Here is a 24,373-nt window from a genome sequence, read left to right as displayed (position 1 = left end):
ATCAATGTTTGAACATCACATGACGAATGGCCGTGTAATCCTCCAGCCCGTACATCGACATATCCTTGCCGTAGCCGGATAATTTCTGGCCGCCGTGCGGCATTTCGCTCACCAACATGAAGTGGGTGTTCACCCAGGTGCAGCCGTATTGCAGGCGGGCGCTTAAGCGATGCGCGCGGCCCACGTCGCGGGTCCACACGGACGACGCCAGCCCGTAATTGGATTCGTTCGCCCAGGCCAGCACCTGCTCTTCGTCATCGAACGGCGTCACCGTCACCACCGGGCCAAACACTTCGCGCTGCACGATCTCATCGTCCTGGCGCGCGCCCGCCAACAGCGTCGGCTGGAAGTAGTAGCCCGGCCCTTTCACCTTCTCGCCGCCGGTCACCACCTGCACGTGCGGCAACGCTTTGGCTCGCTCGACAAAACCGGCCACCCGCTCCAGATGCTGGGCGGTAATCAACGGCCCCAGTTCGGTGCTCTCGTCGTCCGGCGCGCCGATCTTCAGGCTGGCCACCGCCTCGCCCAGCCGCTTGACCAGCTCGGGATAAATGCTTTTATGCGCGTAGATGCGGCACGCGGCGGTGCAATCCTGCCCGGCGTTGTAGAAGCCGAAACCGCGAATGCCGTCGACCACCTGCTGCAGATCGGCATCGTCGAACACCAGCACCGGCGCCTTGCCGCCCAGCTCCATATGGGTGCGCTTAATGCCGGCGGCGGTGTGGGCGATGATGTGCTCGCCGGTGGCGATCGACCCGGTCAGCGACACCATGCGCACCTTGTCATGCCCGGTCAGCCGATCGCCCACGCCGGCGCCGCGCCCGAACAGCACGTTGAGCACGCCCGGCGGGAACAGCCCGGCGGCCAGTTCGGCCAGTTTGAAAGTGGTCAGCGGCGTCTGCTCAGAAGGCTTGATCACCACGCAGTTGCCCGCCGCCAACGCCGGCGCCAGCTTCCAGGCCGCCATCATCAGCGGGTAGTTCCACGGCGCGATCGAAGCCACCACGCCGAGCGGATCGCGGCGGATCATCGAAGTGTGCCCGGCCAGATACTCGCCGGCCGCCATGCCGGTCAGGCAGCGGCTGGCCCCGGCGAAGAAGCGAAACACGTCGGCCACCGCCGGCAGTTCGTCATTCAATACGCAGTGATAAGGCTTGCCGCAGTTGAGCGACTCCAGCCTGGCGAAGGTCTCGGCATGCTCGTCGATCAGATCCGCCAGCTTGAGCAGATGCTCGGCGCGCTCCTTCGGCGTGGTTTGCCCCCAGGCGGCGAACGCGGCGTCCGCCGCCAGCACCGCGCGATCGACCTGCTCCGGGCTGGCCTCCGCCACCTGCGCGATCACTTCGCCGGTCGCCGGGTTATACACCGGCTGGGTCGCGCCCTGGCCATTCACCAGTTGGCCGTCAATCAACAGTTGGCTTTGCATAGGGTTATCCTTTTGTCAGAGGTCGGGTAAGGAAATTATTTGCCGCTGCCGGCGACGCTTTCCCCACCTTTGGTCAGGTAGTAAGCGCCGAGGATCGGCAGCATGGTCAACAGCATCACCGACAGCGCCACCACGTTGGTGATTGGCACGTCGCGCGGGCGGCCGAGCTGGTTCAGCAGCCACAGCGGCAGCGTGCGCTCGTGGCCGGCGGTAAAGGTGGTCACGATGATTTCGTCGAACGACAGCGCGAACGCCAGCATGCCCCCGGCCAGCAGCGCCGAGCCGAGGTTCGGCAAGATCACGTAACGGAAGGTTTGCCAGCCGTCGGCGCCGAGATCCATCGACGCTTCGATCAGGCTGTACGAGGTGCGGCGGAACCGGGCGATGACGTTGTTGAACACGATCACCACGCAGAACGTCGCATGGCCGACGACGATGGTCAGGATGCCGGGCTCGATGTTCAGCGCCTTGAACGCCGCCAGCAGCGCCAGGCCGGTGACGATCCCCGGCAGCGCAATCGGCAGCAGCAACAGCAGCGAAATGCTGTCCTTGCCGAAGAAATCGCGCCGATACAGCGCCGCCGCCGCCAGGGTGCCGAGCACCAGCGCGATGGCGGTCGCCAGGCAGGCGATCTGCGCCGACAGCAACACCGCATCGATAATGTCCTGCCGCCCGGCGGCGACGTTGAACCAGTGCAGCGTGAAGCCCTTCGGCGGGAAGCTGAAGGCCGCGTCCTCGGTGTTGAAGGCGTAGATGGCGATGATCGCCAACGGGAAATGCAGGAAGACAAGTCCGCCCCAGGCGGCCAGCTTCAGCCCTAAGGGCGCGCGTTCAGAGTGCATCGAAAGCCCCCAGACGTTTGACGATGGAAAGATAGATGGCGATCAGGACGATCGGCACCAGCGTAAAGGCCGCGGCCATCGGCATATTGCCGATCGCGCCCTGCTGGGCGTACACCATGCTGCCGATGAAATAACCCGGCGGCCCCACCAGCTGCGGCACGATAAAGTCGCCCAGCGTCAGCGAGAAAGTGAAGATCGATCCGGCGGCGATGCCCGGCACCGCCAGCGGCAAAATGACGTGACGGAAGGTCTGCGCCGGCCGGGCGCCCAGATCCGCCGAAGCGTGCAGCAGCGAGGGCGGCAGGCGCTCCAGCGCCGCCTGGATCGGCAGGATCATGAACGGCAGCCAGATATAGACGAACACCAGAAAACGCCCCAGCCCCGAGGTCGACAGCGTGTTGCCGCCGACGCCGGGCACCGTCAGCAGCGACGCCAACAGCGGCTCCAGCCCCAGGTGCTGCAGGAACCACTGCGCCACGCCATCTTTCGCCAGCAGCAAAGTCCAGGCATAGGCTTTGACGATATAGCTGGCCCACATCGGCATCATCACGGCGATGTAAAAGAACGCCTTGACGCGGCCGCTGGTGTAACGCGCCATGTAATAGGCGATGGGGAACGCCAGCGCCGCGCTGGCCAGCGACACCAGCACCGCCATGGTCAGCGTGCGCAGGATAATGTCGTAGTTGGCCGGGTTGAACAGCGCCGCCAGGTTGGCGAAGGTCAGATCCGGCGTCACCGCCATGGTGAAATCGTCGAAGGTGTAAAACCCTTGCCACAGCAGCGTCAGCAGCGAACCGAGGTACACCGCGCCGAACCACAGCAGCGGCGGCACCAGCAGTAACAGCAGATACAGCGTCGGCCGGCGATAGAGCCAGGTCGACAGCGCGCGCACGGTACCGCCGCGCGCCGGGGGGGAATCGATGCTCATGTCCATCTCACCTCTCCTCCAGCAGCGGCACCATCGCCGCGCGCGGCCAGCAGGCGACGATCGGCTGGCCGATCTGCCGCTGTTGCCCTTCGGCGATCCACTGCGGATTGGCCTGGCTGACCAGCAGCTTTTCGCCGCCGTTCAGCGCGATTTCATACCGCGTGGCCGCGCCCTGGTAATGGATTTCCTGCAGCGTGCCCTGCACCTGGATCTCGTCCTGCGCCGCGCCGCCGTGCTCCAGCAGGCGGATATGTTCCGGACGGATCGAGAAGGTTCGGCTTTCGCCCAGCAGGCGCTGCGCCAGCTCGCTGCGCACCACGTTGGAGGTGCCGACGAACTCGGCGACGAACGGCGTCTTCGGCCGCATGTAAAGTTCGCGCGGCGTATCCACCTGTTCGATGCGGCCGTTATTGAACACCGCCACCCGATCGGACATCGACAGCGCTTCGCTTTGATCGTGGGTGACGAAGATAAAGGTGATGCCCAGCTGACGCTGCAGCTTCTTCAGTTCGCCCTGCATCTGCTCACGCAGCTTGAGATCCAGCGCGCCGAGCGGCTCGTCCAGCAGCAGCACCCGCGGCCGATTGACCAGCGCGCGCGCTAACGCCACGCGCTGGCGCTGGCCGCCCGACAGGTGCGCCGGTTTGCGTTCGGCAACGAAACCGAGCGCCACGCTCTCCAGCGCCTCTTGCGCCCGCGCCAGCCGCTCGCTTTTGGCGACGCCCTTCACCATCAGGCCGTAGGCGACGTTTTCCAGCACCGACATGTGCGGGAACAGCGCGTAATCCTGAAACACGGTGTTCACGTCGCGCTGATACGGCGGCAGGTTGGCGGCTTCCTGACCGTGAATGCGAATCGAGCCGGAAGTCAGCTGTTCAAAGCCGGCGATCAGGCGCAGGCAGGTGGTTTTGCCCGAGCCGGATGGCCCGAGCATGGAGAAGAATTCCCCGTCCTGAATATCGATGGATACCCGATCCACGGCGCGAACATCGCCGAAAGTCCGCGAAACATCGATGAATTGCACGGCAATGGTCATTTTCTGTGCTCCATACGGATGTGATTCGGGCGCAGCGGGCTGCGCCCCGCGGCTTAGCGGCCGCCCATGATGGCGATGTAGTCCTGGGTCCAGCGGCTGTACGGTACGAACTTGCCGCCATGCGCCTGAGGCGTTTTCCAGAAGGCGATTTTGTCGAACTGGTTGAAGCCGTTGGTTTCGCAGCCCTTCTCACCCAGCAGCGCGCTGGCCTTGCAGCCCGCCGGCGAAGCCGGCACCGACCCGAACCAGGCTGCCACGTCGCCCTGCACCTTCGGCTCCAGCGACCAGTTCATCCACTGGTAGGCGCAGCTCGGGTGTTTGGCGTCGCTGTGCAACATGGTGGTATCCGCCCAGCCGGTCACGCCCTCTTTCGGGAACACGGTGGCGATCGGCTGCCCCTCGCCCTTCAGGGCGTTGGCCTGATACGGCCAGGCGCTGGAAGCCACCACGCCTTCGTTTTTAAAGTCGCTCATCTGCACCGAGGTATCGTGCCAGTAGCGGTGGATCAGCGCGTGCTGGCTGCGCAGCAGCTTCAGCGCCGCCTGATACTGTTCTTCGTTGAGCTGGTAAGGATCGCTGATGCCGAGCTGCGGCTGGGTGGCCTTCAGGAACAGCGCCGCGTCGGCGATGTAGATCGGGCCGTCGTAAGCCTGCACCCGCCCCTGGTTGCTCTTGCCATCCGGCAGGTTCTGCTGCTGGAAGATCACCGCCCAGCTGTCCGGCGGCGTCGGGAAGGTTTTGGTGTTGTACATCAGCAGGTTTGGCCCCCACTGGTACGGCGTGCCGTAGGTTTTGCCGTCCACGGTATACCAGGCGCCGTTCAGCAGGCGCGGATCGATGTTCTTCCAGTTCGGGATCAGCGCGGTGTTGATCGGCTGCACCCGCTTGCCGAAGATCAGGCGCAGCGAGGCGTCGCCGGAGGCGGTCACCAGATCGTAGCCGCCTTTGGCCATCAGGCTGACCATTTCATCGGAGGTGGCGGCGGTCTTCACGTTCACCGCGCAGCCGGTTTGCTTCTCAAACTGGGTGACCCAGTCGTAGTTTTTGTCGGACTGGCCGCGTTCGATGTAGCCGGGCCAGGCGATGATGTCCAGCCGGCCTTCGCCTTTGCCCAGCGACTGCGGCAGATCGGCCGCCTGGGCCAGGCCGCACAGCACGGTGAGACAGAGCGCGGAGACGGTGGTGGTGACTGCGGTAGTTTTTCTCATCGTAATTCCCCCTGTGTTGCGTATCTGTGTGCGGCAGGGAACGGCTGCCGCCCGATTTTGCTTTATAGAACCGCTAGAAGCTGGCTTTGAACTTCGCCATTACGTGCCTGACAACGCTGTAATCCTGCAGCGAATCGCTGGACAGATCCTTGCCGTAGCCGGAGCGTTTCAGGCCGCCGTGCGGCATTTCGCTCGCCAAGGTGAAATGGGTGTTGATCCAGGTGCTGCCGTACTGCAAATGGGCGGCGATGTGCAGCGCCCGATCGATATTTTGCGTCCACACCGACGAAGCCAGCCCATATTCCGAGTCGTTGGCCCACTCGACCGCCTGCGCCAGATGCTCGAAGCGCGTGACGCTGACCACCGGGCCAAACACCTCGCGCTGCACGATCTCGTCGCTTTGCAGGCAGCCCGCCAGCAGGGTCGGCTGATAGTAGAATCCCGGCCCGGAGTGCGCCGCGGCGCCGGTGATCAATTCGATATGCGGTTGGCTGAGCGCCCGCTCGACAAAGCTGGCGACGCGATCGCGCTGGCGGCTGCTTATCAACGGGCCGATCTCGTTATCCTGATCGCGCTTGCGGGCGAAGCGCAGGCTGGCGACCGCCTCGCCCAGCGCGTCCACCAGTTTGGGATAGATGCCGGCCTGCGCGTAGATGCGGCAGGCGGCGGTGCAGTCCTGGCCGGCGTTGTAATAGCCATAGGTGCGAATGCCGTTGACCACTTCGTCAAGATCGGCGTCGTCGCAGACGATCACCGGCGCCTTGCCCCCCAGCTCCAGATGGGTGCGCTTGACGCTTTTGGCCGCCGCCTGAAGAATTTTTTGCCCGGTGACGATATCGCCGGTGACCGACACCAGCCGCACCTGCGGGTGCCCCACCAGCTGGCTGCCGACCCCTTCACCGCCGCCGTAGACGATGTTCAGCACGCCCGGCGGCAGGATCTCCTGCAGCGCCGGCACCAGCGCCAGGATAGTCAGCGGCGTGTGCTCGGACGGTTTGAATACCACGGTATTGCCCGCCGCCAACGCCGGCGCGATCTTCCACGCCGCCATCATCAGCGGATAGTTCCAGGGGGCGATCGAGGCCACCACACCAATGGGATCACGGCGGATCATCGAGGTGTGGCCCGGCACATACTCACCGGCCAGCTGCCCTTGTTGAGCGCGCACCGCGCCGGCGAAAAAGCGGAACACGTCGACCGCCGCCGGCAGATCGTCGTTCAGCGCCTGATGCAGCGGCTTGCCGCAGTTGAGGGCCTCCAGCTGCGCCAGCTGCGGCGCCTGCCGCTCGATGGCGTCGGCGATGCGCAGCAACAGCGTGGCGCGCTGGGCCGGCGTAGTGCGCGACCAATGGCCGAACGCCTGCTGCGCGGCTTTTACCGCGCTGCCGACCTGCGCCGAAGAGGCTTCGGTCAGGGCGATCAGCGTCTCGCCGTTGGCCGGATTGACGATGCATTCCTGCTGGCCTTCGCCGTCGATAAGCTGACCGTTAATGAACTGCTGACAGGACAAACCTGAGAGAACCTGCACATCCGCCATCGCCTGACGCCCCTAAGTGACAAAAACGTTAACCAAATGTGAATAAGTTAGTTTTAATCAGCCTAAGCGAGCCTCTGGCGGGCAACAAATTCTAAATACTGAACGCCGCGTTCGATTAAATCGAATGCTTAAGCCCGGCGGCGTGTTTGCTGCCGTTCTCGCGCGCGATGGTGAGGAACGGCGTCACCAGCTCCGGCCGCGCGCTGCCGCGCCGCCATGCCAGCCCGATATCCAGCGGTTCCAGCAGATCGTCCAGCTTGCGTGCCTCGATCATATTGCCCTCCAGCGACCAGGCGCGGTACGCCATGTCCGGCTGGATGGATACCCCCATCCCCGCCGCCACCAGGCTGCGCACCGCCTCGGTCGAGGCGGTCTTCATCGCGATCTCCGGCTTCAGCCCGGCGCGCGCCCAGATGCGCCGCGCGTGCACGTCCATTTCATCGGCGTTGAGCTGGATCAGCGGCTGTTTGGCCACGTCCGCCAGGCTGATGCTCTCGTGCTCCAGCAGCGGGTGCAGCGGCGGCAGCCACAGGCGGTACGGCGAGTGCATCAGCACCTCGGTCTGCAGCGCGTCGCGGTCCTCGATGTTCGACAAGATCAGCACCCCGATGTCGATCTCGCCGCTGACCAGCAGATGCTCGATGTACGGGCGTTCGTCTTCAACCACCTGCACGGTGACGTTGGGATAGGCCGATTTAAAGCGCGTGAGCAGTTCCACCAGGAAGTAGCCGGCCACCAGGCTGGTGACGCCGATGGTCAGCTTGCCGGTCAGGCTTTCAGTGCCGATCTGCAGGCTGCGCTTGGCATTGTCCACCGTCGCCAGGATCAGATACGACTGGCGCAAAAACTGGTGCCCCTGATGGGTCAGCGTCATGCCCTTGGCGTGGCGATCGAACAGCCGCACGCCGATCTCGGTTTCCAGCTGCTGGATAGCGAGCGTCAGCGAAGACTGGGAGACAAACACCGCCTGGGCGCCGGCGGAGATCGACCCGGTTTCCGCCACCGCGATAAAGTGGCGGATTTGGCGTAACGTCATCATCCCCATCGCCTTTCAAGCCGCTGCGTTGTTGTCTGCGTTCGCTTACCCCAGTCACTTACTTGAGTAAGCTCCTGGGGATGCACGCCCTTGCCGCCTAGCCGCAACTTGAAATTCATTGGGGATCACCTTAATCAAAATAGTTACGTTGATTGTAGATCTCGCGAGAGAAGCGATCGGGAAAAGTATCAAAAACGCGATAGCGTTCGCTTTTTTAGAATGCCGACAGGCAAAAATGAGGGGAACAATGAGGCGAAGAAGTGCGATGTGCGGGGGACAGAAATGACAAGGGCGCAGCAAGCTGCGCCCTGATGGCCGATGATCCTGCGGAGGATCAGATCGCTTCTTCGTCCTGCTCGCCGGTACGGATGCGCACCACGCGCGCCACGTCGAAGACGAAGATCTTGCCGTCACCGATCTTGCCGGTCTGCGCCGTCTGCATGATGGTTTCTACGCAGGTGTCGACGATGTCGTCGGCAACCACGATCTCTATCTTCACCTTCGGCAGAAAGTCGACCATGTACTCGGCGCCGCGGTACAGCTCGGTGTGGCCCTTCTGGCGGCCGAAGCCTTTGACTTCGGTGACCGTCATGCCGGTGATGCCCACTTCGGCCAGCGCTTCGCGGACGTCATCCAGTTTGAACGGCTTGATAATCGCGTCGATCTTTTTCATCTTCTTTCCTTATTACCAATTTTTGCGGCCAAAACCGGATGTGATGGGATAACGGCGGTCTTTGCCGAAGTTACGGGCGGTGATGCGCGGCCCGACGGCGGCCTGACGCCGCTTGTATTCGTTGATGTCCACCAGGCGGATCACCTTGCGCACGATCGCTTCGTCGAAGCCTTCGGCCACCAGATCGGCGACCGACTTGTCGCGCTCAACGTAGCCTTCCAGGATCGCATCCAGGATATCGTACGGCGGCAGGCTGTCCTGATCGACCTGATCCGGCGCCAGCTCGGCGGACGGCGGACGATCGATTACCCGCTGCGGGATCACGTAGGAGACGGTATTGCGGTATTCGGACAGCTTGAACACCAGCGTTTTCGGCACGTCTTTCAGCACGTCGAAACCGCCGGCCATATCGCCGTACAGCGTGGCGTAACCGACCGCCATTTCGCTCTTGTTGCCGGTGGTCAGCACGATGCTGCGGCGTTTGTTGGACAGCGCCATCAGCACCACCCCGCGGCAACGCGCCTGCAGGTTCTCTTCGGTGGTGTCGCGCTCGGTGCCGGCGAACATCGGCGACAGCTGGCCCATAAAGGCATCGAACATCGGCTCGATGGAGACGATATCGAACTCCACGCCGAGGATTTCCGCCTCTTCCTTGGCGTCGGCGATGCTGATGTCCGCGGTATAGCGGAACGGCATCATCAGCGCCTGCACCTTGTCTTTGCCCAACGCATCCACGGCGATCGCCAGCGTCAGCGCCGAGTCGATGCCGCCGGACAGCCCCAGCACCGCGCCTTTGAAACCGTTCTTGGTCACGTAGTCGCGCACCGCCAACACCAGCGCCTGATACACCTGCGCCAGCTGCGGCAGTTCGGCGGCCGGATCGGCCATCGGCACCACGTCCAGCTCGTTGAATTCCAGGCGAGTAACCTGCTCGTCGAAGGCCGCCAGACGGTGGGTCATGGTGCCGGCGGCGTCGAAGACCTTGGAGCAGCCGTCGAAGATCAGCTCATCCTGGCCGCCGACCTGGTTGAGGTACACCAGCGGCAGCTGGGTGCGCTGGCAGTGGCCGGCCATCAGCGTTTTGCGGATATACGGTTTTTCGCGGTTATACGGCGAGGCGTTGATCGACAGGATAATCTCCGCGCCGGCGGCCTTGGCGGCGTCGATCGGCTCCGGGAACCACAGATCTTCGCAAATCAGCAGCCCAAGACGGTAGCCTTTCAGTTCCACCACGCAGGTGTCGTTGCCGGCGTGGAAATAGCGCTTCTCATCGAACACGCCGTAGTTCGGCAACTGCTGTTTGAAGTAACGGGTCAGCAGGCGGCCTTCGGCGAACAGCGACAGCGCGTTGTACAGCTTGTCGCCTTCGCGCCACGGGTGGCCGACCAGGATCGCCGTCTCGGCGGAAGCCTGCTGCAGGCGCAGCAGCTGCGCATCACAGCGCTGATAGAAATCATTGCGGTACAGCAGGTCTTCCGGCGGGTAGCCGGACAGCGTCAGTTCGGTGAACATGACCAGATCGGCTCCCGCCTTCTGCTGCTCCTGCACGATTTGCAACATGCGTTCGGTGTTGCCTTCAATGTCGCCGACCAGCAGGTTCAGCTGGGCCAGGGCGATGGAAAGTGATCTGCTCATTTGTGTACGATCCCGCTTAATACGTTCCATGGTGCTCTACGCCGGGGCGCGCCGCGGCAAAGAGAACGGAGTGTAAATCATTCCGCCGGATTTGTTGAGAACCTGCGTGGCAGGCGCCGGCGGGAATCTGTCATTCTTTGAAATCGTTGGCGTCCAGCTCGTGGCGCGACAGCAATTTGTAAAACTCGGTGCGGTTGCGGCCCGCCATACGCGCGGCCTGGGTCACGTTGCCCTTGGTGATCTGCAGCAGTTTGCGCAGATAGTGCAACTCAAACTGGTTGCGCGCTTCGGCGAAAGTCGGCAGCGCGGTGTTTTCCCCTTCCAGCGCCTGTTCCACTAGCGCCTCGCTGATCACCGGCGCCGAAGTCAGCGCCACGCACTGCTCGATGACGTTGACCAACTGACGCACGTTGCCCGGCCAGCTGGCGGTCATCAGCCGCTTCATGGCGTCGGTCGAGAAGCTGCGCACGAACGGCTTGTGCCGCTGAGCCGCTTCGCGCAACAGGTGATTGGCCAGCAGCGGAATGTCTTCGGCGCGCTCGTTGAGCGCCGGGATCTTCAGGTTTACCACGTTGAGGCGATAGTAGAGATCTTCGCGGAACTCGTTCTTCGCCATCGCCTTTTGCAGATCGCGGTGGGTGGCGGAGATGATGCGCACGTCGATGTCCAGATCGCGGTTGCTGCCCAGCGGCCGCACCTTGCGCTCCTGCAGCACGCGCAGCAGTTTCACCTGCAGCGACAGCGGCATGTCGCCTATCTCGTCGAGGAACAGCGTGCCGCCCGCCGCCGCCTGGAACAGCCCTTCGCGGCTGCTGACCGCGCCGGTGAAGGCGCCCTTGGCGTGGCCGAACAGTTCGGACTCCAGCAGTTGCTCCGGCAGCGCCCCGCAGTTGATGGCGATGAACGCCTTGCCGGCGCGCGGGCTGGCGGCGTGGATCGCCTGCGCCAACACCTCTTTGCCGGTGCCGCTCTGGCCGTTGATCAACACGCTGACGTCGGACTGGGCCACCATTTTCACCTGCTCCAGCAGCCGCAGCATCAACGGGCTGCGGGTGACGATGTCTTCGCGCCAGGCGTCGTCACCCGCAGGAGAGGCCGACAGCGACAGCGCCTCGTCGATGGCCTTATAGAGCGCATCGCGATCCACCGGTTTGGTGAGGAAGCTGAACACCCCCTGCTGGGTGGCGGCCACCGCATCGGGAATCGAACCGTGCGCGGTAAGAATGATCACCGGCATGCCCGGCTGATGCTTTTGGATTTCGGCGAACAGCGCCATGCCGTCCATCTCATCCATGCGCAGATCGCTGATCACCAGATCGATCTGTTCGCGCGCCAACAGGCGCAGCGCTTCCTGGCCGCTTTCGGCGGTGGTGACGTGAAAACCTTCGCTGGTCAGGCGCATGCCCAGCAGCTTCAGCAGGCTGGGATCGTCGTCAACCAATAACAGGTTGGCCGGTTTGCGTGCGGTCATTGCGCGTGGGACTCCTTATTGGCGGGGTGCGGCGTATAGGTGTCTTCCGGTTCAACCGGCAACGCGGTGCCTTTTTCCGGTTCGTCCTGCGTTTCAGCGCCTTTGGCGGCCGCGCCGCTTTTACCGGCGGCTTCGCCCTTCTGCTGGCCCGCGCCGTTTTCCGGGATTTCCCCTTGCAGCTGCTTGCGCGATGAGAGCTGGCGCTCGATATCGGTCAGGTTTTCCAGCTTGCGCGAGGTGTCCTGCAGCTGCGACTGCAGGCGCGCCTGGCTCTGGCGCAGCGAATCGATCTGGCTGTCGCTGCTCTCCTGCAGATGCTGATAGCGCGCTTTCTCATCGAACAACGTGATCTGCAGCATCTGCTGCTGGCGCCACAGCTGCGTCAACGGACGTAGCGAACCGGGGAACTCCATCCGGTAACTGTTGATCCTGTCGAGCATCTGGCGGCGTTCACCGGAGGTCGGCTGTGCGCTCCCCAGCAGGATGCTCTGTTTGAAAACGCCGGACCAGCTGTCACCCGGCACCGTTTTCGCCAGCGCACGCGCCTGGGTCGAGCCGATGCGATCGGCGCAGTCCATCGCGCGCAGCCAGTAGAGCGCGTTATCCAGCGCGTCCTTGTCGTCCAATTGCCACAGGGTATCGCAAGCCGCGGTGCGGTAATCGATCACCTTGGTATCCGGGATCGCCTCTTGCTGCTGAGCGCTCAATCCGCCGCTGACGGCGCGATCGACGCAGCCCGCCAGCAACAGCGGCATAAAGAAAACGGCGCCCAGCCAGGTGATCGGGCGTTTGCCGAGCGGCGCTCTGTGCGTGGCACGCGGTGAACGTTCGGTCTGTGAAAGACGAAGGCGTTTAGACCATGTGTACATTATTTATTCATTCTCGGCGGTTAACGGCAGTTCAATGCGGAAGCAGACGTCTGCACCGGCGACCGTCGCCAGTTGCAGCTCACCGCGCATGCGACGGATACAGTCCTGAGCGATGCTCAACCCCAGTCCGCTTCCTTTTACCGCCCCTTTTCGCTGGTGACTACCCTGGAAAAAAGGCTCGAAAATCATGGCTCTTTCAGCCTCGGGGATCGGCGTGCCGGTATTGGCGACGTCGATTTGCACCCGTTGTCCAACCTGACGGCTGCGGATCCAAATGTTACCGGATTCCTTGCCGTAGTGCACCGCATTGGAGTAGAGATTATCCAGCACGCGCATTAATAGCGTAGGCTCTGCCCAGCAGATTTCCGCTTCCAGCGCGATTTCGGTGGAAATCATCTTCGCCCGCGCCGGCAAACTGTGCGCGGCGACCACCAAATCGACCATCTCGCGCAGCTCGACGTTCTCGTGCTCCGCCGGGCCATCGGCCAGTTTGCGGTTGTAATCCAGCAGTTGTTCAATCAGCTGCTGCAGGTGGCGGCTGCTGTTGTCGAGGATCGTCACCACCTCTTTCTGGTCGGAAGTCAGCGGCCCCGCCACCTCGTCGGCCAGCAGTTCGGTGCCTTCGCGCATGCTGGCCAGCGGCGTTTTCAATTCGTGCGAGATATGGCGCAGGAACTCGTGGCGCTGCGACTCCAGCCACGCCAGCCGTTCGCTCAGCCAGATGATGCGCTGCGCCAGCGAACGCAGCTCGCGCGGCCCTTTGAACGATGCGGTGCTGCCCAACGCGCGCCCTTCCCCCAGGCGGTTGATCATCCGCTCCACGGCCTTGACCGGCCCGATGATCATGCGGGTGAACAGCACCACCAGCAGCACGCTGACCAGGAACAGCAGCAGCGCCTGCCAGCCGAAGAACTGGCCGCGCTCGGCGATGGCCTGCTGCAGCTGCTGGCCGCGCGAGAACACCACCGCGCGCGTGGCCTGCACCATTTCGGCATTGGAGCGCGAGAACGACTCGAGCAAGGCGGAGGCTTCTTGGTCCGGCCCGCTGTTATGGCACTTGATCGCCGCCAGCTGGGTCAGCAACTGACGCAGCGTTTGGTAGTAGCGCTCGTCCGGCAAGATCGGCGCGTGGGCGTCCAGCATCTGCGAATACTGCTTGCGCTGATTTTGGTACAGCTTCTGCAGCGTGGGCTCAACCAGCACGCAGTACTGACGATAGCTGCGCTCCATCTCCAGCGCCACGCTGGTCATCGCCTCGCTGCGCCGCGCGTCCACCAGCGTGGTGCGGTTGATGTCCGCCGCCTGCGCGCTCAGGTGATCCAGACTCTGGTAGGCCTGATAGGCCAGCACCAACAGCGGCAGCAGCACCAACAGGAACGCCAGCAGCACCAATTGCCGCAGCGAACGTGGGAATAAACGCCATTTTTTCAACGAAATCATCTCATTCTCTCAGGCCTGTCACGATGCTAACTGACTCGCCGGAAAGAGAAAAGCCCGGCAAGGGAGAATCCTGAACGCACAAGGAAAAAGTCGCGGGATCGGTGAACCGCGCCGATAGGGTTGGCCTGCCGATGGCATACGGCCCCGGTAACAAAAACCGGTACGAAAGCGAGAGTGTGGGAATAGCGTCTGCGTTCGAGGGCATAGGCAACGAAACAGGAGTAAGCGCAGCGTTGAGAATTGACGCCGGGGCAATAAGCTTGCCCCGCCGCAAGGAAAGTGTGGATGCCCTTGAACCTCGTCCCCAGGGTGATGTAGCGCAGCGGCTGGCATCGAACAGGACGAATAGCATCCGTAAGTATCCAGGATTGATGAACCCTTCATCACAGTTGGATACAGGCGGTGCCTCACTCCACGTGTCGCCCGATGCTTGATAAAGCCGCTTGCGCGGTCTGTTATCGGTTTGGTTGGACGATAGGCACCATTTCTTTGGCATCATTCGGAGGCTTATGAGGCGATTTGCCGTTTATAATTACGGCGCCGTCATAAAAAGGTGAATGAGCAACCGCAGAGAATAATGCACGTTACGTGCCAACTTTGCAATTAAATTAATAACAAATTGATTTTGCTAAAAAATAAATAAAATCCTGCCGTTTGATTCGCCGATTCCGCGCCGAGCAATGATGAAATAAACGCCGCTCTGTCGCCAAATGCAGACAACTAAAGTCAAACCTGTTTACCGATAATAAAATCAATGGGTTAAATGTCTCCATTTAGCGACAAGCAAACCAGCGCTTGTCGCAAAATGCAGACACTGCCGCCAATCGCCGAGTGCCGGCCATAAAAAAGGGCGCAATTGCTTGCGCCCTCTGTACGGTGGTGGCCGTTTTTAGCCCAGTTGCTTACGGGCGTTGCGGAACATGCGCATCCACGGGCTATCCTCGCCCCACTCTTCCGGGTGCCAGGAGTTGCTGACGGTGCGGAACACGCGTTCCGGATGCGGCATCATCACCGTTGCGCGCCCGTTGGCGCTGGTCACGGCGGTGATGCCATTCGGCGAACCGTTCGGGTTAGCCGGGTAAGCTTCCGTGACCTGACCGGCGTTGTTGACGAAACGCAGCGCCACCAGGCCGTGGCTTTCCAACGCCGCCAGATGCGCCGCATCGCGCACTTCGACATGCCCTTCGCCATGGGAAACGGCGATCGGCATGCGCGAGCCGGTCATGCCCTGCATGAACAGCGACGGGCTGGCCGCCACTTCCACCAGGCTGAAGCGCGCCTCGAAGCGATCCGACAGGTTGCGCACGAAGCGCGGCCAGTGTTCGGCGCCCGGGATCAGCTCACGCAGGTTGGACATCATCTGGCAGCCGTTGCACACGCCCAGCGCCAGCGTCTGCGGACGGTGGAAGAACGCCTCGAACTCGTCGCGCACCCGCTCGTTGAACAGGATAGACTTCGCCCAGCCTTCGCCGGCGCCCAGAACGTCGCCGTAAGAGAAGCCGCCGCAGGCCACCAGCGTGTGGAAGTCCTGCAGATCGCTGCGCCCGGCCAGCAGATCGCTCATGTGCACATCCACGGCGTCAAAGCCGGCTCGATGGAACGCCGCCGCCATTTCAACGTGGGAGTTCACCCCCTGCTCGCGCAGCACCGCCACTTTCGGGCGAGCGCCCTTGGCGATGTACGGCGCAGCGATGTCTTCCTCGGGTGCGAAGGTCAGCTTCACGTTCAGGCCGGGATCTTGTTCATCCTGCTTGGCCTGATGTTCCTGATCGGCGCACGCCGGGTTGTCGCGCAGACGCTGCATCTGCCAGGTCGTTTCCGCCCACCAGGTGCGCAGGGTATTGCGGCTTTCGCTGTACACCGCTTTGCCGTGCTGATTGATGACGAAACGATCGCCGGCCTGTACGCTGCCGATGTGATGCACGTTGTCGGTCAGACCGTGCTGCGCGAACGCCCGCTTCACGTCGTCGAGACGTTCGGCGCTCACCTGGATCACCGCGCCCAGCTCTTCGTTGAACAGCACCGCCAGCGCATCGTCGCCGAGGCCATCGAGGTTAACCTCTACGCCGCAGTGACCGGCGAAGGCCATCTCCGCCAGCGTCACCAGCAGGCCGCCGTCAGCGCGGTCGTGATAAGCCAGCAGCGCGCGATCGGCCACCAGCTGCTGCATGGCGTTGAAGAAGCCCGCCAGCTGCGCGACATCGCGCACATCGGCCGGTTTGTCGCCCAGTTGGCGATAAACCTGCGCCAGCGCGGTAGCGCCCAGCGCGTTATGGCCGTTGCCCAGGTCGATCAACAGCAGCGCGCTGTCGCCCTTATCGGTACGCAATTGCGGCGTCACGGTGTGGCGCACGTCTTCCACGCGGGCGAAGGCGGTGATGACAAGCGACAGCGGCGAGGTCATTTCACGCTGTTCATTGCCTTCCTGCCAGCGGGTTTTCATCGACATGGAGTCTTTGCCCACCGGAATGGTGATGCCCAGCGCCGGGCACAGCTCTTCGCCCACCGCTTTCACCGCTTCGTACAGGCCGGCGTCTTCACCCGGGTGGCCGGCGGCGGCCATCCAGTTGGCGGACAGCTTCACGCGCTTCAGGCTGCCGATTTCCGTGGCGGCCAGGTTGGTCAGCGCTTCCCCGACCGCCAGGCGGCCGGAGGCGGCGAAGTCCAGCAGCGCCACCGGCGCGCGTTCGCCGAGCGACATCGCTTCGCCGTAATAGCTGTCCAGACTGGCGGTGGTGACCGCGCAGTCGGCTACCGGGATCTGCCACGGGCCGACCATTTGGTCGCGCGCCACCATGCCGGTGACGGTGCGGTCGCCGATGGTGATCAGGAAGGTTTTCTCCGCGACGGCCGGCAGATGCAGCACGCGCTTCACCGCGTCGGCCAGCGTGATGTTCTCACGCTGTACCGCCTGGCCCTGCGCCTGCAGACGGGTCACGTCGCGGGTCATCTTCGGCGTCTTGCCGAGCAGCACGTCCAGCGGCATGTCGATCGGCTGATTGTCGAAGTGACGATCGTTCAGCGTCAGATGTTGCTCTTCGGTCGCTTCGCCGATCACCGCGTAAGGCGCGCGCTCGCGGCGGCAGATCTCGTCGAACTGCGCCATCTGCGCCGGGGCGATCGCCATCACGTAACGTTCCTGCGATTCGTTGCACCATACTTCCAGCGGGCTCATGCCCGGCTCGTCGTTGAGGATGTCGCGCAGTTCGAAACGGCCGCCGCGGCCGCCGTCGCTCACCAGCTCCGGCATGGCGTTGGACAGGCCGCCGGCGCCGACGTCATGGATAAACAGGATCGGGTTCTGGTCGCCCAGCTGCCAGCAGCGGTCGATCACTTCCTGACAGCGGCGTTCCATTTCCGGGTTGTCGCGCTGCACCGACGCGAAGTCCAAATCGGCATCGGACTGGCCGGACGCCATCGATGACGCCGCGCCGCCGCCCAGACCGATATTCATCGCCGGGCCGCCCAGCACCACCAGCTTGGCGCCGACGGTGATTTCCCCTTTCTGCACGTGATCGGCGCGGATGTTGCCGATACCGCCCGCCAGCATGATCGGTTTGTGGTAGCCGCGCAGCTCCACGCCGTTATGGCTGTTGACGCGCTCTTCATAGGTGCGGAAGTAACCCAGCAGCGCCGGGCGACCGAATTCGTTGTTGAACGCCGCGCCGCCCAGCGGGCCTTCGGTCATGATGTCCAGCGCGGTGACGATGCGCTCCGGTTTGCCGAAGTCCTGCTCCCACGGCTGTTCAAAGCCGGGAATGCGCAGGTTGGACACCGAGAAGCCCACCAGGCCTGCCTTCGGCTTGGCGCCGCGGCCGGTGGCGCCTTCGTCACGGATCTCGCCGCCGGAGCCGGTCGCGGCGCCCGGCCACGGCGAGATCGCCGTCGGGTGGTTGTGAGTTTCCACCTTCATCAGGATATGCGCGTCTTCCTGATGGTAATCGTACGTGCCGTTCTCCGGCGCGGCGAAGAAGCGGCCGACCTGCGAGCCTTCCATCACCGCGGCGTTGTCTTTATACGCCGACAGCACATAGTCCGGCGTCTGCTCATAGGTGTTCTTGATCATTTTGAACAGCGACTTGGGCTGCTGTTCGCCGTCGATGATCCAGTCGGCATTGAAAATCTTGTGGCGGCAGTGCTCAGAGTTGGCCTGCGCAAACATATAGAGTTCGATATCCGTCGGGTTGCGCCCCAAACCGGTAAAGGCATTCAGCAGGTAATCGATCTCGTCCTGCGCCAGCGCCAGGCCGAGCCGGACGTTGGCCTGCTCCAGCGCGGCGCGCCCTGCGCCCAGCACGTCGACCGACTGATACGGCGCCGGCTGATGGTGCGCGAACAGCTGTTCAGCCTGTTGCAGCTCGCTGAAGACGGTTTCCATCATGCGATCGTGCAGCAGCGCGGCGAGCTGGTGCCACTGGGCCTCCGTCAGCTCAGGCGCCTTGACGTAGAACGCCAGACCGCGCTCCAGCCGCAGCACCTGTTGCAAACCGCAGTTGTGGGCGATGTCGGTGGCTTTGGAAGACCAGGGGGAAATGGTGCCCGGGCGCGGCGTGACCAGCAGCAACCGGCCTTCGGGGGCGTGTTCGGCGAGAGAAGGACCGTACTTGAGCAAGCGCTGAAGTTTGGCGTGTTCTTCGGCACTTAGCGGTGCGCTAACATCGGCAAAGTGGACGTACTCGGCGTAGATATCACTGACGGGCAGGTGGGCGTCCTGGCAGCGGGACAGCAGTTTGGTAATGCGAAAAGCCGATAAAGCGGGCGAACCACGCAGAATTTCCATAATCAAAGTTCTCTCGTCTTCGAAGCGACGGATAAGACGCTTCATTGGGCGCAACAGGGGAAAACGCGCGTCATTATAGAGAATCCTCGCCGCCGACGAAACCGTTTGCGTAGGGATTATTGATAAAAGCGCGCCGCACCGTCGAATTGTCATAACGTGTCAATAAAGTTGCACACTGGCGTTTTGTTGCGCAAAATGCCCCCCGCACTGGTGATTTAACCATGAGAAAAGTCGCGGTTGTCGTCGCCGGCGTACCTGTGCCACCACTGGATAACTATTTGAAACGTCTTAAAATAAACTACATCCTCATCGGCGTTGTCACCCTGCTTCTGGCTCTCGCGCTATGGCCCAATATCACCTGGCGCAGCGGCCAGGGCGGGCAACTCCAGGAGATCATTTCCCGCGGCGAGTTGCGTATCAGCACGCTGAACTCACCGCTGACCTATTTCAACACCAAGCAAGGGCCGGGTGGGCTCGACTACGAACTGGCCAAGCGCTTCGCCAACTACCTCGGGGTAAAACTGGTGGTGATCCCCCATCAGAACATCAATGACCTGTTCGACGATCTGGACGACGACGACGCCGACCTGCTGGCGGCGGGCCTTATCTACAACCAGGAGCGCCTCAGCCGCGCGCGCACCGGCCCCGCCTACTACTCCGTTTCCCAACAGCTGGTGTACCGGCTGGGCACCCCGCGGCCAAAAGGCTTCGCCGACATCAAAGGCAAGCTGGCGGTCGCCTCCGGTTCCGCGCACGTCAGCACGCTAAAGCAGCTCAAACAGGATAAATACCCGGATCTCGCCTGGGAGTCCTCCAGCGATCTCACCTCCAAAGAGCTGCTGGAGCGGGTTGCCGACGGCAAGCTGGACTATACCCTCGGCGATTCGGTGACCATCGCGTTGCTGCAGCGCATCCATCCGCAGCTGGCGGTGGCGTTCGACGTCACCGACGAAGAGCCGGTCACCTGGTACCTCAAACGCGACGGCGACGACAGCCTGTACGCGGCGATGCTGGATTTCTACAGTCAAATGGTGGACGACGGCACCCTGGCGCGGCTGGAAGAGAAATACCTCGGCCACGTCGGCAGCTTCGACTACGTGGATACCAAAACCTTCCTGTCGGCCATCGACTCGGTGCTGCCCAACTTCCGCCCGCTGTTCGAGAAACACGCCAACGAGATCGACTGGAAGCTGCTGGCGGCCATCGCCTATCAGGAATCGCACTGGAATCCGCAGGCCACCTCCCCCACCGGCGTGCGCGGCCTGATGATGCTGACCCGCGCCACCGCCGACGGCCTGGGGGTCAACGATCGCCTCGATCCGGAAGAGAGCATTCAGGGTGGCGCCCTTTACCTGCAGCGGCTGATGGCCAAGGTGCCGGACAGCGTGCCGGAAGATGAGCGCATCTGGTTCTCGCTGGCGGCCTACAACATGGGCTGGGGCCATATGCTGGACGCGCGCAAGCTGACCAAAACGCAAAAAGGCAACCCGGACAGCTGGGTCGACGTCAAACAGCGTCTGCCGATGCTCAGCCAAAAACGCTACTACCCGCAGCTGACCTATGGCTATGCGCGCGGGCGCGAAGCCTACAATTATGTAGAAAACATCCGCCGCTACCAGGTCAGCCTGGTGGGTTATCTGCAGGAAAAAGAGAGAAAGGCGGCGCAAGCGGCCGCCGAGCAGGAAGCGTTGGGAAAAGGCTATCCGACGGTGATGCCGGAACTGGCGCTCAACTACTGATTATTCCGGCTTATCCGCCGCCCGCTGCGCCAGCTTGAGCGCTTTTTTCTGTTCGCGGCGCAGGCGGAAGAAATTGCTCAGGGTGGCGGCGCATTCGTCCGCCAGCACGCCCGAGACGATCTCCACCTGATGATTCATGCCCGGATGGCGCAAAATATCCACCAGCGAACCGGCCGCGCCGGTTTTCTCGTCGGCGGCGCCGTACACCAACCGGCGGATGCGGCTGTGCACCATCGCGCCGGCGCACATCACACAGGGTTCCAGCGTGACGTACAGCGTGGCGTTCAACAAGCGGTAGTTTTGCAGCACCGCGCCGCCCTGGCGCAGCGCCATGATCTCGGCGTGCGCGGTAGGATCGTGCCGGCCGATCGGCCGATTCCAGCCCTCGCCGATCACCTGATTGTCCAGCACCAGCAGCGCACCCACCGGCACCTCGCCCTCTTCCTGCGCGCGCAGGGCCAGCTGCAATGCCTGACGCATCCAGTACTCATCGTTATATTCAGTCATCGCATAATTCCTCGTGCGCTTTTGCGGCGGGCATTATACACACTAGCCTCCCTTTGTCGTAGCCGCCCGCCAATGGCTATACTGGCCACATCAGCGTGTGATTCAGGGACAAGAAACATGAAACTCAGTAAAAAGAACGCCGTCGTGGTGCGCAAGGCGCTGGACGGCTGGGTTGGGGAAGGCGCCTTGACCCCCGAGCAACAACAGCAACTGCTGCTGCATGTGGACGTGCAGCCTTTCGATTGGCGGCGGCTGGCGCGCTATGCGTTTCTCGCCGCGCTGGCCTCGTTGCTGATCGCCGTCACCAGCCTGTTCGCCGACAGCGCACTGCTTGAATGGCTGAGCGAACTGTTCCGCTTCGACGCGCCGGTGCGCATGGCGATCGCCGGGGTGTTGGCAGCACTGGCCTACGTCTGGGCGCTGCGTCGTCGTCAACGCCACCCGGAAAAACGCTACGGCAATGAGGCGGCGCTGTTTGTCGCCGTGTTGCTCACCGCCTGCGCCTTATGGCAACTGGGCGTCTGGCTGGATAACGGCAGCGGGCGGGTTTCCGTGCTGCTGCTGGTCGCCGCGCTGCTGTACGGCGCCATCGGCTGGTTCAGCCGCTCCGGGCTGGTATGGTGGTTCGCCCTGCTGTCTCTCGGCAATGCCTTCGGCGCCGAGACCGGCTACCTGTCCGGCTGGGGCGCCTACTGGCTCGGCATGAGCTACCCGATTCGCTTTATCGCCTTCGGCGCGGTGCTGATCGCCGCCGCATTGCTGCTGCGGCCGCTATTGGCGCAGCGCGGCCTGCAGCGGGTGTCGCTGGCGATGGGCCTGCTGTACCTGTTCATCGCGCTGTGGCTGCTGTCCATCTTCGGCAACTACGGCGATCTCGACAGCTGGTACCGCGCGCGCCAGATTGAGCTGTTCCACTGGAGCCTGCTGTTCGGGTTGGCCGCCTTCGCCGCCATCTGGCTGGGGTTGAAGCATGACGACGCCATGCTGCGCGGTTTCGGGCTGACCTTTCTCGGCATCAACCTCTATACCCGCCTGTTCGAGTTTTTCTGGGACAGCATGCCGAAGACGATTTTCTTCGCGCTGCTCGGCCTGAGCCTGTGGGCGTTGGGGCATTATGCGGAGAAGATTTGGCAGCTCGGACGCAAACCGCACGACGTAACCGACGACTGATCGCGGCAGAACAGCAAAGGGCGGAATTCTCCGCCCTTTGTTTATTCCAGCTGCTGCAGCTCGCCCTGTTTGCTCACCCGCCAACGGTGCTCGCAAAAAAACAGCAGCGGGTTATCCTGCTTGCTGTCGCTGTAACCGCTGTACAGCTTCAGCGGCGCGCCGAGCCGTTGCTCCAGCTGCACCACTTTTTGTACGCCCAGACAGCGCAAGGTCAGCACCCAGCCGCCATAGCGGCGCGCGATGCGGCTGCCGACCAATCGCACCCGCGGCAGAAACGCCGAATCCCGATACACCTGCGCCACCAGTTGCTCCGGCGAGCCGGTAATCAGCCACACCTCGGCATCGTGCTCATCCAGATACTGCCGCAAGCGCATTTGCACCACCGGAAACGCAGTGACCTTCTGGCGGAAAACCTCGATGAACTGCCGCTCCAGCGCCTTCAGCGTCGCTTCGGTACGCCCGAAGGTGATAGCCCACAGCAACAGGCTCATCGGCCAGCGCGCTGCGCGCCCCAGCAGCAACAGCGCCAGACCAATCAATGGCAACAGCGGTATCACCAGCAGCAAATTCAGCGGTAAACGGCGCAGCAGGAAACGCAAGAAACTGCCGAACATATCCTCCTGATGCAGAGTGCCGTCCAGATCGAAAAAGACCACGCGGCGCCCTGCTGCGGCCGACGGTTGCTGCTTGTCGTTCAAACGCTACTCCTCGGGATCGTTGAACCCCATCATCCAGGTGAAGAGAAAACCGGCGATAATCGTAATCAGCATCCCCGCCAGATACAACATCACCTTACCTGAGACGATGGTCAACGCCAAAGGCAGCCCCGAAATGCCAAAGGTAATCACCGTCGCCACTTTCCAATAGCTGATCAGCGCGCCGCCTACCGCACCGCCGAGGCAGGCGCCGATAAACGGCCGGCCCAGCGGCAGCGTCACCCCGAAGATCAGCGGCTCGCCGATGCCGAGAATGCCGACCGGCAACGCCCCTTTGATCACCTTCTTCAGCCGCGCGTTACGGGTTTTCAACAGCACCGCCAGCGCCGCCCCCACCTGACCGACGCCGGCCATCGCCAGGATCGGCAACAGCGGGTTGGAACCGTGCGCCTGCACCAGCTCGACGTGGATCGGCACCAGCCCCTGGTGCAAGCCGGACAGCACCAGCGGCAGGAACAGCCCGGAGAGCAGCGCCCCGACAAGCAGCCCGCCCTTGTCGATCGCCAGATTGGCGCCGTGGGCGATGGCATCGGAAATGGCGCCGCCGATCGGCTGCAGGATCAAGATCGCCAACGAGGCGGTCACCAGCGTGGTCAGCAGCGGATTGAGGATCAGTTCGACCGACTCCGGCAGCAGCGTGCGCAGGCGTTTCTCCACCCAGCACATCAACGCTACCACCAGCAGCACGGCGATCACCCCGCCGCGCCCCGGCTGCAGCGCCTCGCCGAACAGGGTGATCTGCGCCAGCGCCGGGCTGGAGAGGATCCCGGCCATCACGCCGCCCATCGCCTGTGAGCCGCCGAACACCCGCGCGGCGTTCACCCCGACCAGAATGTTCATGATGGCGAACACCGCGCTGCCGAAGATCGCCAGCAGCCCCAGCGCGTTCGGGTAGTCCAATGCCAACTGTCCGGCGATGTCGGGCCGTTTCAGCAGGTTGATGATGCCAGTGATCAGCCCCGAGGCGATAAACGCCGGGATCAGCGGAATAAAAACGTCGGCCAGCTTTTTCAGCGCGCCGCTCATCGGCGCCGCGTATTTCTGTTTGGCCTGCGCCTTGGTGCGGGCGGCGTCACCAACGGCGGGCTGCGCGCTGCCGCTCAGCAAAGCGCGCATGGCGTCCACCACCTTGGCGGCGGCGCCCGGGCCGACGATAAACTGATGCTGTTCACCCTGCTTGATATAGCCCTTCACGCCGGGCAACTGCTTGAGGGCCGCCAGATCCAGCCGCTGTTCGTCGCTGACCTCGACGCGCACCCGCGTCATGCAGTTCTCCAGTTTGAGGATATTGCCCTCGCCCCCCACGCCCGCCAGGATCTGTGTCGCCAATGCCGTTGTCTTGTCCATCGCCGCCCCCACC

General features: G+C 62.9%; 18 protein-coding genes. 2 read left to right on the top strand and 16 right to left on the bottom strand.

Annotated features, from left to right (window positions below; all coding sequences use genetic code 11):
- Nucleotide 1: 1 nt before the first annotated feature.
- From patD to purL, 13 genes are all read right to left on the bottom strand, one after another.
- On the bottom strand, nt 2-1,426 hold the full coding sequence (gene patD, locus H7A77_RS12265) for an aminobutyraldehyde dehydrogenase (protein WP_182074265.1): 1,425 nt from the start codon (nt 1,424-1,426) through the stop codon (nt 2-4).
- 35 nt (nt 1,427-1,461) lie between these two features.
- The gene (locus H7A77_RS12260; protein WP_016929774.1) at nt 1,462-2,268 is read right to left on the bottom strand and encodes an ABC transporter permease; all 807 of its coding nucleotides are present in this window, start codon (nt 2,266-2,268) and stop codon (nt 1,462-1,464) included.
- Nucleotides 2,258-3,202 carry an ABC transporter permease gene (locus H7A77_RS12255; protein WP_016929775.1) on the bottom strand — a complete coding sequence of 315 codons (945 nt, stop codon included), beginning with the start codon at nt 3,200-3,202 and terminating at the stop codon, nt 2,258-2,260. Before H7A77_RS12255 ends, H7A77_RS12260 begins: the two co-directional genes overlap by 11 nt.
- Nucleotide 3,203: 1 nt before the next feature.
- Nucleotides 3,204-4,232: an ABC transporter ATP-binding protein gene (locus tag H7A77_RS12250; protein ID WP_182074264.1), complete on the bottom strand. Its 1,029-nt coding sequence runs from the start codon at nt 4,230-4,232 to the stop codon at nt 3,204-3,206.
- Nucleotides 4,233-4,285: 53 nt separating this feature from the next.
- The gene (gene ydcS, locus H7A77_RS12245) at nt 4,286-5,440 is read right to left on the bottom strand and encodes a putative ABC transporter substrate-binding protein YdcS (RefSeq protein WP_182074263.1); all 1,155 of its coding nucleotides are present in this window, start codon (nt 5,438-5,440) and stop codon (nt 4,286-4,288) included.
- Between the two features lie 73 nt (nt 5,441-5,513).
- The gene (locus H7A77_RS12240) at nt 5,514-6,977 is read right to left on the bottom strand and encodes a gamma-aminobutyraldehyde dehydrogenase (RefSeq protein WP_182074262.1); all 1,464 of its coding nucleotides are present in this window, start codon (nt 6,975-6,977) and stop codon (nt 5,514-5,516) included.
- A 115-nt stretch (nt 6,978-7,092) separates the two neighbouring features.
- Entirely contained in the window at nt 7,093-8,016 is a 924-nt protein-coding gene (locus tag H7A77_RS12235; protein ID WP_015378793.1) for a LysR substrate-binding domain-containing protein, read from the bottom strand.
- A 331-nt stretch (nt 8,017-8,347) separates the two neighbouring features.
- The gene (gene glnB / locus H7A77_RS12230; RefSeq protein WP_004847623.1) at nt 8,348-8,686 is read right to left on the bottom strand and encodes a nitrogen regulatory protein P-II; all 339 of its coding nucleotides are present in this window, start codon (nt 8,684-8,686) and stop codon (nt 8,348-8,350) included.
- A gap of 12 nt (nt 8,687-8,698) precedes the next feature.
- The gene (locus H7A77_RS12225) at nt 8,699-10,321 is read right to left on the bottom strand and encodes an NAD+ synthase (RefSeq protein WP_182074261.1); all 1,623 of its coding nucleotides are present in this window, start codon (nt 10,319-10,321) and stop codon (nt 8,699-8,701) included.
- Nucleotides 10,322-10,451: 130 nt separating this feature from the next.
- Nucleotides 10,452-11,792, bottom strand: a complete 1,341-nt coding sequence (gene glrR / locus H7A77_RS12220) for a two-component system response regulator GlrR (protein ID WP_033644111.1) — start codon at nt 11,790-11,792, stop codon at nt 10,452-10,454.
- Nucleotides 11,789-12,661 (bottom strand): two-component system QseEF-associated lipoprotein QseG, encoded by an 873-nt coding sequence (gene qseG, locus H7A77_RS12215; protein WP_089192171.1) that lies wholly within the window; start codon nt 12,659-12,661, stop codon nt 11,789-11,791. The genes glrR and qseG overlap by 4 nt, the downstream gene beginning before the upstream one ends.
- A 3-nt stretch (nt 12,662-12,664) precedes the next feature.
- Nucleotides 12,665-14,101, bottom strand: a complete 1,437-nt coding sequence (locus tag H7A77_RS12210; RefSeq protein ID WP_033644112.1) for a HAMP domain-containing sensor histidine kinase — start codon at nt 14,099-14,101, stop codon at nt 12,665-12,667.
- Between the two features lie 889 nt (nt 14,102-14,990).
- Entirely contained in the window at nt 14,991-18,884 is a 3,894-nt protein-coding gene (gene purL, locus H7A77_RS12205; protein ID WP_182074281.1) for a phosphoribosylformylglycinamidine synthase, read from the bottom strand.
- A 275-nt stretch (nt 18,885-19,159) separates the two neighbouring features.
- Between purL and mltF the strand changes: the two genes are divergently transcribed.
- The gene (gene mltF, locus H7A77_RS12200) at nt 19,160-20,620 is read left to right on the top strand and encodes a membrane-bound lytic murein transglycosylase MltF (RefSeq protein WP_033644113.1); all 1,461 of its coding nucleotides are present in this window, start codon (nt 19,160-19,162) and stop codon (nt 20,618-20,620) included.
- Here the strand turns inward: mltF and tadA are convergent, their stop codons facing one another.
- Nucleotides 20,621-21,127: a tRNA adenosine(34) deaminase TadA gene (tadA, locus tag H7A77_RS12195; protein ID WP_033644114.1), complete on the bottom strand. Its 507-nt coding sequence runs from the start codon at nt 21,125-21,127 to the stop codon at nt 20,621-20,623. It lies immediately after the preceding gene.
- Nucleotides 21,128-21,244: 117 nt separating this feature from the next.
- On the opposite strand from tadA, the gene H7A77_RS12190 reads away from it, so the two are divergent.
- A complete protein-coding gene (locus H7A77_RS12190) occupies nt 21,245-22,297 on the top strand; it encodes a DUF2157 domain-containing protein (protein ID WP_033644115.1) in 1,053 nt (350 codons plus the stop codon).
- Nucleotides 22,298-22,338: 41 nt separating this feature from the next.
- Here H7A77_RS12190 and yfhb read toward each other — a convergent pair whose 3' ends face one another.
- Together yfhb and H7A77_RS12180 are read right to left on the bottom strand one after the other, a co-directional pair.
- Nucleotides 22,339-22,995, bottom strand: a complete 657-nt coding sequence (gene yfhb, locus H7A77_RS12185; RefSeq protein WP_046897770.1) for a phosphatidylglycerophosphatase C — start codon at nt 22,993-22,995, stop codon at nt 22,339-22,341.
- 3 nt (nt 22,996-22,998) lie between these two features.
- Nucleotides 22,999-24,360, bottom strand: coding sequence for a PTS transporter subunit EIIC (locus H7A77_RS12180; RefSeq protein ID WP_033644117.1), 1,362 nt, complete (start codon nt 24,358-24,360; stop codon nt 22,999-23,001).
- Between the last annotated feature and the right edge of the window lie 13 nt (nt 24,361-24,373).

The organism is Serratia sp. ME47 (genome assembly GCF_903970925.1).
Taxonomy (GTDB): Bacteria; Pseudomonadota; Gammaproteobacteria; order Enterobacterales; family Enterobacteriaceae; genus Serratia; species Serratia ureilytica.
The sequence above is the reverse complement of the archived record's forward strand: the minus strand, read 5'-3'. Positions and strand labels throughout refer to the sequence as shown.

What these genes read in the sequence shown, in the direction of transcription:
- patD (WP_182074265.1), bottom strand. Translation starts at nt 1,426, where the DNA reads ATGCAAAGCCAACTGTTGATTGACGGCCAACTGGTGAATGGCCAGGGC.
- H7A77_RS12260 (WP_016929774.1), bottom strand. Translation starts at nt 2,268, where the DNA reads ATGCACTCTGAACGCGCGCCCTTAGGGCTGAAGCTGGCCGCCTGGGGC.
- H7A77_RS12255 (WP_016929775.1), bottom strand. Translation starts at nt 3,202, where the DNA reads ATGGACATGAGCATCGATTCCCCCCCGGCGCGCGGCGGTACCGTGCGC.
- H7A77_RS12250 (WP_182074264.1), bottom strand. Translation starts at nt 4,232, where the DNA reads ATGACCATTGCCGTGCAATTCATCGATGTTTCGCGGACTTTCGGCGAT.
- ydcS (WP_182074263.1), bottom strand. Translation starts at nt 5,440, where the DNA reads ATGAGAAAAACTACCGCAGTCACCACCACCGTCTCCGCGCTCTGTCTC.
- H7A77_RS12240 (WP_182074262.1), bottom strand. Translation starts at nt 6,977, where the DNA reads ATGGCGGATGTGCAGGTTCTCTCAGGTTTGTCCTGTCAGCAGTTCATT.
- H7A77_RS12235 (WP_015378793.1), bottom strand. Translation starts at nt 8,016, where the DNA reads ATGATGACGTTACGCCAAATCCGCCACTTTATCGCGGTGGCGGAAACC.
- glnB (WP_004847623.1), bottom strand. Translation starts at nt 8,686, where the DNA reads ATGAAAAAGATCGACGCGATTATCAAGCCGTTCAAACTGGATGACGTC.
- H7A77_RS12225 (WP_182074261.1), bottom strand. Translation starts at nt 10,321, where the DNA reads ATGAGCAGATCACTTTCCATCGCCCTGGCCCAGCTGAACCTGCTGGTC.
- glrR (WP_033644111.1), bottom strand. Translation starts at nt 11,792, where the DNA reads ATGACCGCACGCAAACCGGCCAACCTGTTATTGGTTGACGACGATCCC.
- qseG (WP_089192171.1), bottom strand. Translation starts at nt 12,661, where the DNA reads ATGTACACATGGTCTAAACGCCTTCGTCTTTCACAGACCGAACGTTCA.
- H7A77_RS12210 (WP_033644112.1), bottom strand. Translation starts at nt 14,101, where the DNA reads ATGATTTCGTTGAAAAAATGGCGTTTATTCCCACGTTCGCTGCGGCAA.
- tadA (WP_033644114.1), bottom strand. Translation starts at nt 21,127, where the DNA reads ATGACTGAATATAACGATGAGTACTGGATGCGTCAGGCATTGCAGCTG.
- H7A77_RS12190 (WP_033644115.1), top strand. Translation starts at nt 21,245, where the DNA reads ATGAAACTCAGTAAAAAGAACGCCGTCGTGGTGCGCAAGGCGCTGGAC.
- H7A77_RS12180 (WP_033644117.1), bottom strand. Translation starts at nt 24,360, where the DNA reads ATGGACAAGACAACGGCATTGGCGACACAGATCCTGGCGGGCGTGGGG.